Here is a 16,067-nt window from a genome sequence, read left to right on the forward strand (position 1 = left end):
TGACCTATTTCATTTACCTATGCCATAATTATAGCATATTTTTCGTATTAGTTCAAATTTCTTAGAACCTGTCTTGAAAGAGAAAAAAAGAAAAGAATAAAGCAAAAAATAGAAAAGTAACAAATGATATAAGTGATAAGGGAATGTAAAAAATTGCTTCCATATATTTTAAATCTGATTATAATTACAGTTAGAGATATTTTAAGAGCTCAAAATATATCTTTGTCTGCAGACTTTTCAGTCAAATTTTTAATCAAAAAGCGTAGCGTATCTTCTTTAGTGCATGTAAATATGATTAATCTCTGTTGTATGTGCGCTGCACTTTTTTCTAATCTTTTTTTTACACAGGGGGATTTTATGTCCAGAATTCCAGATATTTGACCTTTATAGCTCTTTTCATAATAGTCCGGAAAGTTCATAGAAAAGCAGAATCAACAGCATGACGAAAAGATGTGAATAGAGGGATGTTTTTCCTAGCTCTATTTTTTATAGCAAACCAATGATGCTCAATTTTATTGAAATCTGGGGAATACGTAGGAAGATACAAAATTTCAGCACCAACTTCTTTAGCAAGTTCAGTAATCTTATTAGACTTATGAAAAGTAGCATTATCAAGGATAACAGTTTGTCCAGGTTCCAAAATAGGTGTCAAAAACTGCTCAAACCATTTATTAAAGATATCCATATTACAATGGCCCTCAAATGTTAACGGAACAACTATTTTTCTACTATTTAGAGCTGCAATCATGCTAATTCGTTGAGTTTTCTTTCCAGATTTTAGGGCATAAAATCGCTGTCCTTTCTGAGAATATCCATAGGGATAGTCTTCGGTATTATCAATACCAGATTCATCTATATATACTAAGTTTTGAGGTTCTTTCGTTGCTATAATTTTCAAAAATTCAGCACGTTTTTCTTCATTCCTTTCTTTGTATCCATATGTCTTTTTTTGCGTGTGAGTCCAATTTTTTTAAGAGCTAGATGAATCGTTGGGATACTAACATTACTCCAAAGCTTAGCCATTTCCGATAGAGTTTTTCCACCATGTTTTTTTGGCAAATTCAGTAAATTTATTCCAGTCGGTAATTTTATGATTATAACCTCCATTTCCAAGTTTTTTCGACTGAAAATCTCCTGTTTCTTTTTTTCTTTGCTGCCACTCCCATAATGTAGTTCTTCCAATTTTAAATCTTGCTGCTACCGTTTCTCTGCTTTCCCCTTCGTCTAGCACCTCCATTGCTTTTTTTCTTAAATCATAACTATAGTATTTCCCAAAGCAAATGATAAAGGTATAATAAAGTATTTGAGTTATAATGGCATATAGTGTGGATTTAAGGGAAAAGGCAGTATTGATGATAGAAAAAGGGAAGACAAAGGTTGAGATAGCAGAGCTCATGGAGATAGGAATAGCAACTCTGTACCGCTGGTTAAAAAAGAAAGCTGCTGGTGAAAGCTTAAAGCCATCTAAAAACGGTAGCTTTATTCGAAAAATAGACCCAAAAATACTCGAAGAATATGTTACAAAGAATCCAGATCATACTCTGGCAGAGATGAAACAAAATCTTGGATTTGGAATAAATTCAATTTGGTATAGACTAAAACAGCTAAAAATTACTTTAAAAAAGTCACACTATATCAAGAGCGCAATCAAGAAGATAGGCAGCAATTTATTGATAAAATCTCAAAAATAGAACATTCCAGCATCTTATATATAGATGAAGCAGGAGTTGATAATAAGTTATACCGAGAATATGGACGTGCTCCAAGAGGAAAGAAAATTTATGCAGATGTTCCAGGGAGAACTCGAGAGAGAATCAGTATAGTAGCCGGGTGGATTGGAATGAGATTTATTGCACCAATGACTTTCAAAGGTGGGTGTGAAAAAGAGGTATTCAATATATTGTTGGAGAAGATGTTATTACCTAAATTGCCACTTGGCACAACCATAGTTATGGATAATGCTACATTTCATAAGACCACTAAAACAAAATCATTAATAGAGTCTTTTGGCTTTCATGTGCTGTATCTTCCAACATATTCACCAGATTTGAATCCCATAGAACACTGTTGGCATACCATCAAAAGCCGCCTCAGACCTCTAATGTATAAATGTACAGACTTACAACTTTTGGTTGGTAATACCATAATGGAAATTTATCCATTCATTTTAGAAAATACTATAGTTCTTCCAATTTTAAATCTTGCTGCTACCGTTTCTCTGCTTTCCCCTTCGTCTAGCACCTCCATTGCTTTTTTTCTTAAATCATAACTATATGCTGCTGGCATACTTATACCAATAATCGTTATTGGCAAGACAAATGAGGTAGGTTATAAATTTGCTTAACTCCCTAATTATAGGCAAAAAGAGCTCCTTTTCATGTGTTTTATTACTAATGGGAATTGGTATTACCTTCACTACTATAAACTCTTATTTTAAACCGTTTGGACCATTATGAAAAGAGCTATACTTTAGCTAAAAACCAATAGGCGCCTATAGTTTAACGCTAATTAAAATAAAAATTTTTCTAATATATAGAAGAATCACTGTTTACTGAAAACGGGGCAAGAAAGCTGCTAATGTCACAGAATTTTAGGTAAATGTTGTTTGCTTGACGTATGAGTGTACTCTCCTTACTTCAAGAAATATTTAATATGACTATGCTTGTTAATTAAGTCCTTTCAAGACAGGTTCTTAGGGTCTACGGTATAATTAAGAAAAGCCCCAGTTGTCGCTAATTTTTATTTCTACTTCAAGTGGTATAGAGATTTCTACTGCATTTTCCATTATATCTTTCATAAGTTTTGCTGTTTCTTGCACTCTGCTCTCTTCCACTTCTACAAGTAATTCATCATGAACCTGGAGGATTATTTTACCTGACTTTAACTGATCAAAAAGCCGAATCATCGCGCGTTTTATTATATCAGCGGCAGTTCCCTGCAGTGGTGCATTTATTGCTGCCCTTTCTGCAAATTGTCTTAGATAAGGAATTTTATTGTTGATGTCTCTTACAAAACATCTTCTACCAAACAAAGTCTCTACATAACCATGATTTCTCGCGATAGATACTGCTTTTTCCATATAGACCTTTATTTCTGGGTAACAAGAAAAATAGTAATTAATGTATTCAGCAGCCTCTTGAAAGGTAATGCCAAGTCGCTTTGCAAGGCCAAATGGACTAATGCCATATATAATGCCAAAATTAATGGTTTTTGCTTTGCGTCTTAATTGCTCATCTATTTCTTGCACTCCAAAAACTTGTCTTGCAGTGATATCATGAATATCTTGCCTGTTTGCAAAAGCTTCTTTAAATGCGGTAACATTTGCAACGTGTGCCAGGAGTTTTAATTCTATTTGTGAATAGTCAGCAGAAATTATCTTGCAACCTTTTGGCACAATAAAGGCTTGCCTGATAAGACTACCTTCTTCGCTTCTGATAGGAATATTTTGTAAATTAGGATTGCTAGAGCTCAGCCTTCCAGTTGCAGTCACAGTGATTGAAAAGCTTGTATGTATTCTACCATCAAGCGGATCAACCTGTTTTATTAACGCGTCAGTATAGGTACCCTTTAATTTACTTGAATGTCGCCAACTTAAAATTTTACCTGCGATTTCTGTCCCCTCCTCTTCAAGTGCCTCTAGAACTTCAGAGTTTGTGCTATAAGACCCAGATTTTGACTTTTTCTTTTTACTTAGCTCCATTTTATTAAACAAAACATCACTTAATTGTTTTGGCGATGCAATGTTGAATTTTTCTCCTGCTAAATTATGTATATCGTTTTCAAGTACAGCAATTAGCTGCTCAAACTTATCAGACAATTCCTGTAGTTTTTGAATATTGAGCAGTATTCCATTTTGCTCCATATCAAATATTACTTTCATGAGAGGTCTATCAAAGCGCTCGTAAATCGTAAAAAGTTTTTCCTGAAATAATCTTTGTGTCAGTTTCTCATGGATCGCTATTAAAATTTTTGCCGAGAAAGTTTCTACATTTTTACTTAAATTGTGTGCAATTATGTTTGGAATGCTGTGATCATGCTTACCTGTGTCAAGGCTGTATGACATGATCATCAGGTCATCAATTGAGTCTAGCACTCTCTCTATTGTAGGAAATATTTCTCTGATCTTTCTAATATCATGTACTATTTTAAGCACCCCATTTGAAAATAAAGTTGAATTTATTATAGTAAGTGCATCTTGTAGGCAGCTTTGATCTATGTAGAAAATATTATCCTCACTACAAGATAAGGAGATTTTGTTCAATCTATTGTTCTCAAAGTGGCAATGAATTGCAATTTTACCTTCATATCTGCAATGCTCCAAAAATTTTTCTAATTCTTCACTACTATATTCTATTTTCTCTTTTGTGCTAGATCCACTATAAGAAAAGAGCTTTTCTACTTTTGCTATCAATGAATTAAATTCATATTTCTTCAAAAAGGATAACAATTTTTCCATATTTGGAGGATGGACTTCATATTTTACAATATCATGTTGAAGATCTACTTTTTTGCATAGTGACAAAAGTTCTCTTGAAATTAGTGCTTTTTCCTTATGCTCAGTAAGAATATTACGAACTCTTGTTTGCTCAATGTTATTGATGTTTTCTATAACGTTATCCAACGAATCAAATTTATCCAGCAATTTAGCTGCAGTCTTTTCCCCTATTCCTGGAACGCCTGGAATGTTATCAGATGCATCTCCAGTTAGAGAAAATAAATCAAGAAGCTTATTTGAATTTACACCAAATTTTTCTATCACTTGTTTTTCATCTACGTATATATTTTTGATAGGATCAAATATTAGAATGTTGTAATTCAAAAGTTGAAATAAGTCTTTATCTGATGAGACTACTACTACTTTAAAGTCTTCGTGGTTGGCATATTTTGCAGCTAGTGTTGCAATTATGTCATCTGCTTCATAGCCTTCAATCTCTTCATAGCTGAAGTTAAAAGCTTCTACCGCTTCTCTCAGTATTGTAAATTGTGGAATTAGATCCTCATGAGGTGTTACTCTGTTTGCTTTATACTCAGAATATAAACTGTGCCTGAAATTTTTTTTGCCAGAATCAAGTGCTATAGTTAAGTAGTCCGAATGGGAAATATACTTCAGAACCATATTAAGAAAACCGTACACAGCACCTACTGGAATACCAGCTGTGGTAGTTAAATGATGTAAGACATAGTAAGCTCTGAAAAGAAAACCATAACCATCAATGATTGTGAAAGTTTTTTCTTTCATTGTAGATATTTATGTGTGCCTTTGATGGTCTGTTATTTAGCTATAAAAATCAAGCTCTTGTTTCCTATAGCCAAAATAATCATAATGCTATAGTTACTATAAGAAAACATATTACGTAAGGGAATTAACTATTCTGCCACAATTTTGCTCTATCACACTTGCCATATTTAATATTCCAGCTTCATCGTAATAATTTCCAATTACTTGTAAAGCAAGTGGTAAGCCTTCATTGGAAAGTCCAACAGGAACAGAAATAGCAGGCAACCCTGCTAAGCTTGCCGGCACCGTAAACACATCATTGATGCACATAATTAGCGGGTCTGGCTTTTCATTTAAGCCAAAAGCCTCTGTTGGAGCAGATGGCACAAGTATGTAATCTATTTTTTCAAACGCTTTTATAAAATCATTTCTGATTAATGCCCTAATGCACTGTGCTTTTTCATAATACTCATTGTAATGACCTGAAGAAAGAGCATAAGAACCAATTAAAATTCTCCTTTTCACTTCTTTACCAAAACCTTCTGCTCTTGTTAGCGAATACATTTCTTCAAGGGTATCAGCATCAACCCTGAATCCATAACGTACACCATCATAGCGAGCAAGATTAGATGAAGTTTCAGCAGAACAAATTAGATAGTAAACCGGTATAGCATATTTAGTATAAGGCAGAGTAATGTTAACAACTTCAGCACCATTTTCTTTTAAATTGGAAGAAACTTTTTCCCAATTATGAACTATTTCATCTGAAATTCCATCCATCTTATACTCTTTTGGTATACCAATGCGCTTACCCTTGATATCACCATTTATAAAACTGGAAAATTTAGGCACTGGCCTTTTGCTCGATGTTGAATCTTTTTCATCATAGCCACAAATTGTTTCCAGCATTAACGCTGAATCAGAAACGGAACGAGTAATTACTCCTGCTTGATCAAGAGAGCTCGCAAATGCAATCATACCAAAACGCGAACACCTTCCATAAGTTGGCTTTATTCCCACTACTCCGCAATAAGCTGCTGGTTGACGTACAGACCCACCAGTATCGCTTCCTAATGCTCCAGCACATAAAAACCCAGCAACTGATGCTGCAGATCCACCAGAGGACCCACCAGGAACAACTTTTTCTCCGTCACTTTTTCTAACCCACACATTTTCAACAGGACCAAAATAGCTGTTTGTGTTCGCAGAACCCATAGCAAACTCATCCATGTTAAGTTTACCAAGCATGGCTGCTCCATTTTTTAAAAGCAAGTTAGACACCGTAGATTCATAAGTCGGGATGAAATTTTCCAGCATTTTTGAGCATGCTGTTGTTTTTATTCCTTTTGTACAGAATAAATCTTTAACACCAACTGGTATGCCCATAAGTGGTGAAATATTATCTTTTTGTTTAAAGAAGTATTGATCTGCTATTTTAGCAGCTTTTATCGCGATTTCTGGGGTTTTTGTTACAAATGCATTTAGTTGCTCATTTTCTACTGCATTAACATGCGTCTCTACAAGCTCAACAGCAGAAAAATCTCCCCGCCTAAGTCCATCATGCATCTCTGTAATAGTGAGCCTTCTCAATTCATTCATTAATATTCAATTTTAGCGAGGTATTAATTATAACAACAATAGGGCAGAAAATCTATATATTTATGATCGAAAATAGTAATACAATCAAGATCAATTCAGATTTCTGAAATAGACTGATTAGTAGTACGTTTTAAATGTTGTGTTGGCACACAATGCTAAGCCCTAAGGGCCTTCATATCTAGATTTCTAAAATCAAATATCAATATCATGCACGTTAAGTGCATTGTTATTTATAAAGTCACGACGTGGTTCAACTATATCACCCATTAGCACCGAGAATATGCTATCTGCTTCTTCACAATCTTTTATTTCAACTTTTAGCAGAGTTCTAGTTTCTGGATTGAGTGTAGTTTCCCAAAGCTGATCAGCATTCATTTCACCAAGGCCTTTAAATCTCTGCAGAGTTAAACCTTTTTTACCATAATCCATCACTATTTTTGCGAGTGCACTTGGAGACTTTATTTTTATTTCAGTTTCTTGCGACTGTAAAAATGAATCACCATTAAATAAGTCAATTATGTTATCAAGAGAACTAAATATATTCCGTATTTCTTTGCTTTCAAGCATACTAAGCGAGAATACATATTTGTCTGCTAACCCTTGAAACAATTTAGCAATGTGAATTTCCTCATCTTTTACTTCTACTTCCCAATTATATTCACTATACATCAATTTTAAATATTTTAATATCTCATCAGCAGACAATAGAGCATTCTTTTTGCTTAAAATTAGCAATGATTCTAAGAGATCTTTTGGTATTTCCCTATCATAATTTTTGCTAATGTTTGAAATACTGAGGCAGTTATTCAAAACGAAACGCAAATCTTTGCCTACACCATTTAATGTTAATCTTTTAATCGCTGAATTTACTATATACTCTTCAAAATTTTCATCATCTTTGATATAAGTATCTTTAGCATTTTTTGTAACTTTATAGAGCGGTGGCTGCGCTATGTATAAATATCCTTTTTCAATTACTTCACGCATATGTCTAAAAAAGAAAGTTAGAATCAAAGTTCTTATATGCGAGCCATCAACATCTGCGTCTGTCATAATGATAATTTTATGATACCTAGTTTTTTCAATATCGAAGTGCTCACTCCCTATTCCAGCCCCAATTGCCGTGATCAGAGAGCCAATTTCTGCAGATGAAAAAATACGATCCAGCCCTGCACGTTCTACGTTTAGAATTTTCCCTCTTAAAGCAAGTACCGCCTGTGTTTTACGATTACGTCCCTGCTTTGCAGTACCACCTGCGGAATTACCCTCTACTATAAACAATTCCGATAACTCAGGAACTTTTTCCTGACAATCGGCAAGCTTTCCAGGTAGAGTTGCAATATTAATATTGTTTTTATTTTTAACTAACTCTCGTGCTTTTCTTGCGGCTTCTCTTCCTTTTGCTGACCTAATCGCTCTTTCTACTATACTTGCTGCTAACTTGGGGTCAGTTTCAAGTATTGTACTCAACTTGTCAAAAACTATGCTCTCTACAACTGCCCGCGCTTCAGAACTGACCAATTTATCTTTTGTCTGTGAAGAAAATTTAGGATCAGGCATCTTGAGAGATAAAACACAAGTTAAGCCTTCTCTAACATCTTCTCCAGTCAAATTCACTTTTGCCTTCTTCAAAAAACCTTCATTGTTTGCATAGTTATTGATACATCTGGTTAGTGCAGATCTAAACCCTGCCAAATGCGTACCACCATCCCGTTGTCTTATATTATTTGTGAAGCATAGCATATTCTCATAGTAGGAATCATTCCACTCCATTGATATTTCTACACTGGTACCTAGATCTTTTACATCATCTCTAATGCTGGCAATTTTAGTAACATGTGTCTTATTCTTGTCTAAGTACCGTACAAAATTAGCTGTACCAAAATTATCTTCAGACTCTTTACTATCGTTAAAATGAGACTTTACATGTGGTTTATTACGGAGATCACACAAAATGATCTCAATATTTGAGTTTAAAAATGCCAATTCTCTGATGCGACTCTCAAGAGTGGAGTAACTAAAATCAATACTACTAAAAGTCCCCGTTGATGGCATAAACGTTACTCTAGTTCCTATTTTATTTTTGTTTTCATTAATTACCTTTAAAGATTCAACAGACTCACCATCTTCAAAGCGCATGAAGTATTCCTTCTTATTGCGCCAGATGGTCAATTCCAACCAGCTTGATAACGCATTCACAACTGAGATACCAACACCATGTAATCCTCCGGAAACCTTATAGGTGTTGCTGTCAAATTTACCTCCTGCATGCAATTGGGTCATTATCACTTCTGCTGCTGATATCCCTTCCTCTGGGTGAATATCTGTTGGAATGCCACGACCATTGTCGGTTACAGAAACTGAACCATCTTCATTTATGCTAACTTCAATCTTACTGCAATACCCAGCCAAAGACTCATCTATCGCATTGTCAACAACCTCGTACACCATATGGTGCAGACCAGATCCATCATCAGTATCACCAATGTACATACCTGGACGCTTTCTTACAGCATCAAGACCTCTTAGGATTTTTATTGCATCAGCGTTGTAATTGCTTTCCATGGAATTGCTTTATTTATAAATATTAATTAATATTACATTTGTATGTGCTGATTAGCAACATCTTTAAGTTGAGAGAAGGATTCTTGACATATAGATAAAATATAATACATCACCTACACGAAGTGGTTTTACATGTTATTTCAATACATAGACTTAAATTGAAACAACCACACAAAATTCTGCTTCATATTTCAAAATAAATGGCCACAATCAAATACAATTTACCTTCTTCTTTCAATTGGACTTTCTAGATCAACACCGGATAAGTTGCTTATACACTCTTTTAATATTTCATTCTTTTTATCATTGTTTAATCTATTGCTGAACTCTTGACACCTTCTCTCAAGAGCTGAATGCGTAGTCATAATATACCTTACTGTTTCAGATGATAACTCTTGTAACTCGCTACGGATCCTTTCTTGTTCTATTCCAGGGAAATTGGTGAAATTGGCTTTGGCCATTTCAGGGAATTTTTGTGTGATCGTTTCTTTTATCATTTCTCTAGCCTCTTCTCCATCTAGTGTAATAACCACTGATGGATGTAAGACAGATAAAGACTCAAATAATTTATTGTATGTTCCACCTGCACAACTTTGACCTTGATTACCGTAAGTTGTTGCAGCGTCTACAAGACCTTTTAAAAACATATCTTTTCTGTTTTTTATGTCTTCATCATTCAAAGGAGTTCTTTGATTTTCTGTCCCTTTATTTCTATCATTGCAGGCTTTCCAACATAAAATAGCTGCTTTCTTTAGTGTTAACTTACTATGATTGTCTTTAAAATTATCTCCTGTTCTATTGATAAATCTTAAGCATTTAAGTGCATGAGATTTATCGCCTTCTGTAAATTCATTTGACTGTTTGATGTACTCTTCAATGTAGGTTGTGTTGCCTATATTTAGCTGCACATAGAATTCATCTTTGCTTAAATTCTCTTTATACTTTTCTATGAGTCTATCAACACTCAAGTTTATACTAGCAACTGCACTTGGGTCATGAGTAGTTTGTGCCATAAAAGGAATGGCTGCTAAATCTTGAAAGAAAATAGGCCTTTCTTCCTCTGGAATTTGTTGTATTAAATCGTTAAACTGCTGTATGTCTTCAATGAGTGATTTGTTTAGCAACCATAAACACAATATAGGCAGTACCAAAAGCACAGAAGAATTAATAATGTGTACAATTAAAAAAATGCTTAATGTTATTCTAATAACATTTTTTGGCCACGCTGATAATCTTTTTTCATTTTCCCTTGTTTTGAAAAAATAATTTACTAATGATAAATACAAAGAGAGCTGTACAAGAAGAAAAAATGAAGCAATCATACTTACTAATAAAACTATATTAATGAATCTTTTAATCTTATTAGTGTTGTTGTAAGCATTTTGCACTCTTTCTATTAAAGCCTGTACTCTATTTCTATTTTGCTGTTGATTATTATTTTGACCTGCAAACATACCCTATTCTAACATTAATATATCGTGCTATAGAAAGAATGTAAATAAAGCAAGGAATTTAGAGCTGATTTTGTTTTTGTTTGATTGGGGATACCACTTCTATACTTTCTGCTCCATCTAAGGTACTATGTGGTTTTTCTACAGTAATCTTGGGAGTTACTTTATTCTCGATATCTGCTCCATATGAGCTAAGTACTTCAATGGCCTTTTCATTTCCACTATTGAGTGCAATATCCAAAGCATCTATTCCATCTTTATTTTTGTGGTTGATAAAATCCTTCAACTGATCTCTACCAAAGCTTTCTATATATTGTTTAATGATGAGTTCCACTACTTTTCCAGGACAATTATTAGCAGCAGGAAAAAGTATTGTGTTGTTATTATTATCTTTTTTCGTTATGTCTGCTTTGAGTTTATTCATCAAATACTCGATAACTTCTACTCTGCTATCATTCTTTGCTTCAGTGCATTGCCTAATAGCTAAAAATAAAACTGTACGCCCATTATTATCAATATCTTCAATATTCTGTCCCTTGTCAACTAAGGCTTGTATTACACTTTTATTTCCATATAAAGTAGCAAGGTGAAAAGGTGTATGTCCTTCAGTGCTTTCTCTTTCATCAATTGACGCACCATTGCTAGCTAGCAATTCTATAAACTCTGGCGTGTTTGCAAAAATTGCAAGGTGCATTGGTGTTAAGTCATCTTTGCCATGATTTACAGTTTTTGCGTTAAGGAGAGTAGACCAGTGGAACTTCCCCACCAGTCTCTCGCAAAACTGTACGTAAACCTCTCGATTTATACAGCTTCCATTATTCATCCTTTTGGCCTAACCCTAGTGTCCAGTGATAGAAAATATCCGGAGACCTCTTTCTCACCTTTCCTAGAAATTGTCTTGCTAGTCTTCCGTGACTCCTGAGTCTCTTATATTTCCTTTTCACCCACTTTTCTAGATGGCGCTCTATATTCTTTAGAGATTTGTATACTTCAGTTCTGTAAAATTTGCCATAGTACTGATACCAGCCTCTGACTATTGGATTTACTTTTCCTGATATCTCCTCTAATGTTATATGCGTATTTCGTAGCATTTTCCATGACATTATGGTTGTAGTAATCTTTTTCTTGGCCTTGTTGCTAATTGCTGGAAGAAATGAAACAAAATACTTCCCTATTTTATTTCTTGCTAACCTGGGTCTGAATGTGTAACCCAGAAAATCAAAACTTTGTTTAGGAAATTCACCACTCCTATTGTCATCCTTACAGTACACTATCTGTGTCTTTTCAGGATGCAATTTCAACTTATACTCAGCCAATCTTTCTTCGATCATTACTTTCACAAACTCTGCCTGTTTCTCTGTTCTGCAGTGCACTATCGCATCATCCACACACCTCTCAAATGGTACTGTCGGGTAGTTCTTTTTCATCCATATATCAAACACATGATGCATGAATATATTAGAAATGATTGGGCTAACTGAACTATAATGCACCCCATAAACTAGACCAAAAAAAATGGTTGATCCGAGTAGGAAGGTAAAGGGGTAAAAGAATGGCAACAAAAAAATATGAACCAGAGTTAAAAGCAAAGATAGCTTTGGAAGCAATAAAAAATCAAAAAAGCACAGCTGATACCAAAATCCATTACTGACGGAACAAATAAGAAACATTACAAACTCGTTTAATAGTAGTACTGGAAATATTGACAATAAAATTACACAAAACATCTTCAAGTAAACCTATGGTATCGTAGATATAGCTCTTTTCATAATAGTCCGGAAAGTTCATAGAAAAGCAGAATCAACAGCATGACGAAAAGATGTGAATAGAGGGATGTTTTTCCTAGCTCTATTTTTTATAGCAAACCAATGATGCTCAATTTTATTGAAATCTGGGGAATACGTAGGAAGATACAAAATTTCAGCACCAACTTCTTTAGCAAGTTCAGTAATCTTATTAGACTTATGAAAAGTAGCATTATCAAGGATAACAGTTTGTCCAGGTTCCAAAATCGGTGTCAAAAACTGCTCAAACCATTTATTAAAGATATCCATATTACAATGGCCCTCAAATGTTAACGGAACAACTATTTTTCTACTATTTAGAGCTGCAATCATGCTAATTCGTTGAGTTTTCTTTCCAGATTTTAGGGCATAAAATCGCTGTCCTTTCTGAGAATATCCATAGGGATAGTCTTCGGTATTATCAATACCAGATTCATCTATATATACTAAGTTTTGAGGTTCTTTCGTTGCTATAATTTTCAAAAATTCAGCACGTTTTTCTTCATTCCTTTCTTTGTATCCATATGTCTTTTTTGCGTGTGAGTCCAATTTTTAAGAGCTAGATGAATCGTTGGGATACTAACATTACTCCAAAGCTTAGCCATTTCCGATAGAGTTTTTCCACCATGTTTTTGGCAAATTCAGTAAATTTATTCCAGTCGGTAATTTTATGATTATAACCTCCATTTCCAAGTTTTTCGACTGAAAATCTCCTGTTTCTTTTTCTTTGCTGCCACTCCCATAATGTAGTTCTTCCAATTTTAAATCTTGCTGCTACCGTTTCTCTGCTTTCCCCTTCGTCTAGTACCTCCATTGCTTTTTTTTCTTAAATCATAACTATATGCTGCTGGCATACTTACCTTCACTACTATAAACTCTTATTTTAAACCGTTTGGACCATTATGAAAAGAGCTATACTATTGCGTAAAGTATTGTATTTGATATATTGCCACAACCTTTCAACAGGATTCAGTTCCGGTGAATAAGGAGGCAAGTATATGATGGTAATGTTTTCCTGAATTTTCAAACTTTTTGATCTATGCCAACTTGCACAATCCATTACAAGAAAGGCTTCTTTCGTGCCTAAATCTTTCGACATCTGCTCCAGAAATATATTCATACAATCAGTGTTTACATATGGAGCAAGTAGGCTAATTTTCTTACCACTTCTTGGATTTACCGCACTTTAGATATAGAAATTTTGTCTACCAATTTTCATTTTAACCTGCGTTCTGACCCCTTTTTTAAACCATCCGTGTCCGATTTTTGAATGAGTCCCAAATCGTGATTCATCAAAAAAACACCTCCCTTTTAGGGTGGAAATTGACTATTTTATTGAAGTATCTTTTAAACTCTTCTTGCTTGTTTTTATCTTGTTTATGGTCCATTGGCCTCGGTGTTATGTAAGAAAATTTCATCCTTTGTATCTCACGGTGCACTGTTGATTTGCTGATGTTTAGGGCAAATTCCTCTGAGATTTTTATTTGTACTTCCTTAATAGTAATATTTGGATTTCTTTCTACCCATATTTCAATTTGCTCACGTTGATTTTTGTTTAATTTGCTTTTTCTTCTCCGCTGAAACGGGGCAAATAATTTTTCTACTCTACCAAATTTTAGATGCTTTATCCATTCAGTCAAAGCAGTCCTTGAAATTTTACATATTCTTGCCACAGCGCTTATACTACTTTCTTTTCCTGCTATCACCGCTTGTAACTTTTTGAAACATATGCGTTATTTCTTACCTTTTTAACATTTCTTTCGCTAAATTTACAACTCTTTCGTCTAATAGTTTTGACCTTAATGCCATTTATACCTCGCTATTTCACTTACTCTAGTATGACTTTTTCCCCATTATTCTCTATCTGTTCTTTCTATAGCGGGAATTGGTATAAGATATGTAGTGAATATAAAATACCATCAACAAATCTATATGATTGGCGTGATAGAGTATTGGCAAGGTTAAAAGACCTATTTGTTGAAGAAAGTGAAAGTGCGAGAAAACAAAGAATCTTAGCGCAAGAAATAGAAAGTTTACATAAAGTAATAGGAGAATTGACAGTGGAAAATAGCTATTTGAAAAAAAAATTACTGAAATAAGCAAAAAAGATAGAGTAAGGTTTATAGAAAAGATTCTGATCTGTCAATTAGGAAACATGCTGATTTATTGGGGATTTGCAGATCTAGCCTATATTATAGGCCTATAATTAATAACGAAAGTGAAGTAGCAAATTTGATTCAAGAAGTATATTTGGCTTCTGATTGCCGTTATGGATATCGTAAAATTACTGCTGAAATCATAGCGAGTGGGGTAGTAGTCAATCGCAAAAAAATCTTAAGAATTATGAAAAAATGAAGATTAGTGGGCTGTATTGTAGAAAAGATGTAATACAAGTATTAAAGAAAAAAGCATAAAATATATCCTTATCTACTCAAAGATTTGATTATTTGTAGAGTTAATCAGGTATGGGCTACTGATATAACATATATTATGGTAGAAGGTAAGTTTGTCTATTTTGTGGCAATAATGGACTTGTATAGTCGCTATATTATTGCTCATTCATTATCACCATATCTCGATGCTGGATTTTGCCTTTATACTCTCAAAGAAGCTCTAAAACAAGGTAAACATGAGATTTTTAATAGTGATCAAGGGGTACAGTTTACTTGCTACAACTTTATTACGGAATTAGAGCATGCTAATATTAAAATCAGTATGGACCATAAAGGACGTTGCTTCGACAATATATTTGTTGAGCGCTTATGGAGAACTTTAAAGCAAGAAGCTATATATTATTATAGACCAAATAGTATCAGAGATTTGAATCTTATAATAAATGACTTTGTTGGTTGGTATAACTATAGAAGGCTACATCAGACTCTAAATTATAAAGTTCCTGCTGATCTTTATTATCATAAACAGTAAATGAATATATTGATAAATACTTTAAATGTGTGTCGACGTATTTATCAACATATTCATTTTAAAAATCGGATCACTTTAAAAAAATGGTCTAGACAAATGGGTGCACTATAAACCTGTTAGTGATCAGGTTGCAAAGCAAATCGTTGTTCCATTAGGAACGGAGATTATAAGTAAAATTGTCGTACCTATTACAAAGAAAGTTGCAGAACAAAATCAAGACATGATAAAAGAGCTAACAGATAAACTCATGGTTCGCGTGGAAGATTTTGCTCGGTTACAAATAGAAAAATTAAAAGAAGACGTAAAGCAAGAGATAACATCAATACCAGGTAAAGTTTTAGAGAAGATAAAACCTTCTTCATGGCTTCCATGGAAAGCAGAAAGTTTGGATGAAGCTTATTCTGACACTTATGTACCAAATGATATAGATGAATTTGCATGGTAGAGCTTCAAGGTTTAGCAAAATGTTTTTTGGTTTATATTCGCTTGAGGTTAACATCATTGGCCTTAAGCTTTTTTTAATGC

General features: G+C 34.0%; 10 protein-coding genes and 6 pseudogenes. 4 read left to right on the forward strand and 12 right to left on the reverse strand.

What is annotated here, in order from left to right; genetic code table 11:
• Positions 1–209: 209 nt before the first annotated feature.
• Together M3L71_RS06920 and M3L71_RS06925 are read right to left on the reverse strand one after the other, a co-directional pair.
• Entirely contained in the window at positions 210–419 is a 210-nt protein-coding gene (locus tag M3L71_RS06920) for a hypothetical protein (protein ID WP_280143482.1), read from the reverse strand.
• A pseudogene (locus tag M3L71_RS06925) lies at positions 416–1,237 on the reverse strand (IS630 family transposase). Before M3L71_RS06925 ends, M3L71_RS06920 begins: the two are co-directional and overlap by 4 nt.
• Before the next feature lie 76 nt (positions 1,238–1,313).
• On the opposite strand from M3L71_RS06925, the gene M3L71_RS06930 reads away from it, so the two are divergent.
• The gene (locus M3L71_RS06930) at positions 1,314–1,691 is read left to right on the forward strand and encodes an IS630 transposase-related protein (protein ID WP_280143348.1); all 378 of its coding nucleotides are present in this window, start codon (positions 1,314–1,316) and stop codon (positions 1,689–1,691) included.
• A pseudogene (locus M3L71_RS06935) lies at positions 1,688–2,053 on the forward strand (transposase); the annotation flags it as partial. The gene M3L71_RS06930 and the pseudogene M3L71_RS06935, both read left to right, overlap by 4 nt.
• A gap of 119 nt (positions 2,054–2,172) precedes the next feature.
• Here M3L71_RS06935 and M3L71_RS06940 read toward each other — a convergent pair.
• The 10 genes and pseudogenes from M3L71_RS06940 to M3L71_RS06985 form a co-directional block, all read right to left on the reverse strand.
• Positions 2,173–2,286, reverse strand: a pseudogene (locus M3L71_RS06940) (IS630 transposase-related protein); the annotation flags it as partial.
• A gap of 424 nt (positions 2,287–2,710) precedes the next feature.
• Positions 2,711–5,239 carry a DNA polymerase I gene (gene polA / locus M3L71_RS06945; RefSeq protein ID WP_280143483.1) on the reverse strand — a complete coding sequence of 843 codons (2,529 nt, stop codon included), beginning with the start codon at positions 5,237–5,239 and terminating at the stop codon, positions 2,711–2,713.
• A 111-nt stretch (positions 5,240–5,350) separates the two neighbouring features.
• Positions 5,351–6,817 (reverse strand): Asp-tRNA(Asn)/Glu-tRNA(Gln) amidotransferase subunit GatA, encoded by a 1,467-nt coding sequence (gatA, locus tag M3L71_RS06950; protein ID WP_280143484.1) that lies wholly within the window; start codon positions 6,815–6,817, stop codon positions 5,351–5,353.
• Between the two features lie 192 nt (positions 6,818–7,009).
• A complete protein-coding gene (gene gyrB / locus M3L71_RS06955) occupies positions 7,010–9,382 on the reverse strand; it encodes a DNA topoisomerase (ATP-hydrolyzing) subunit B (RefSeq protein WP_280143485.1) in 2,373 nt (790 codons plus the stop codon).
• Between the two features lie 221 nt (positions 9,383–9,603).
• Positions 9,604–10,836 carry a hypothetical protein gene (locus M3L71_RS06960; RefSeq protein WP_280143486.1) on the reverse strand — a complete coding sequence of 411 codons (1,233 nt, stop codon included), beginning with the start codon at positions 10,834–10,836 and terminating at the stop codon, positions 9,604–9,606.
• 58 nt (positions 10,837–10,894) lie between these two features.
• Entirely contained in the window at positions 10,895–11,656 is a 762-nt protein-coding gene (locus M3L71_RS06965) for an ankyrin repeat domain-containing protein (RefSeq protein ID WP_280143487.1), read from the reverse strand.
• The gene (locus M3L71_RS06970; protein WP_280143488.1) at positions 11,649–12,275 is read right to left on the reverse strand and encodes a group II intron maturase-specific domain-containing protein; all 627 of its coding nucleotides are present in this window, start codon (positions 12,273–12,275) and stop codon (positions 11,649–11,651) included. The genes M3L71_RS06965 and M3L71_RS06970 overlap by 8 nt, the downstream gene beginning before the upstream one ends.
• A gap of 202 nt (positions 12,276–12,477) precedes the next feature.
• A complete protein-coding gene (locus tag M3L71_RS06975; RefSeq protein WP_280143202.1) occupies positions 12,478–12,621 on the reverse strand; it encodes a hypothetical protein in 144 nt (47 codons plus the stop codon).
• Positions 12,618–13,471 (reverse strand): annotated as a pseudogene (locus tag M3L71_RS06980) (IS630 family transposase). Before M3L71_RS06980 ends, M3L71_RS06975 begins: the two are co-directional and overlap by 4 nt.
• A 59-nt stretch (positions 13,472–13,530) precedes the next feature.
• Positions 13,531–14,426: pseudogene (locus M3L71_RS06985) on the reverse strand (IS630 family transposase); the annotation flags it as partial.
• 83 nt (positions 14,427–14,509) lie between these two features.
• On the opposite strand from M3L71_RS06985, the pseudogene M3L71_RS06990 reads away from it, so the two are divergent.
• Together M3L71_RS06990 and M3L71_RS06995 are read left to right on the forward strand one after the other, a co-directional pair.
• Positions 14,510–15,542: pseudogene (locus tag M3L71_RS06990) on the forward strand (IS3 family transposase); the annotation flags it as partial.
• Positions 15,543–15,642: 100 nt separating this feature from the next.
• On the forward strand, positions 15,643–15,987 hold the full coding sequence (locus M3L71_RS06995; protein WP_280143489.1) for a hypothetical protein: 345 nt from the start codon (positions 15,643–15,645) through the stop codon (positions 15,985–15,987).
• Positions 15,988–16,067 lie beyond the last annotated feature (80 nt).

Source organism: Wolbachia endosymbiont of Frankliniella intonsa (genome assembly GCF_029856955.1).
Classification (GTDB): domain Bacteria; phylum Pseudomonadota; class Alphaproteobacteria; order Rickettsiales; family Anaplasmataceae; genus Wolbachia.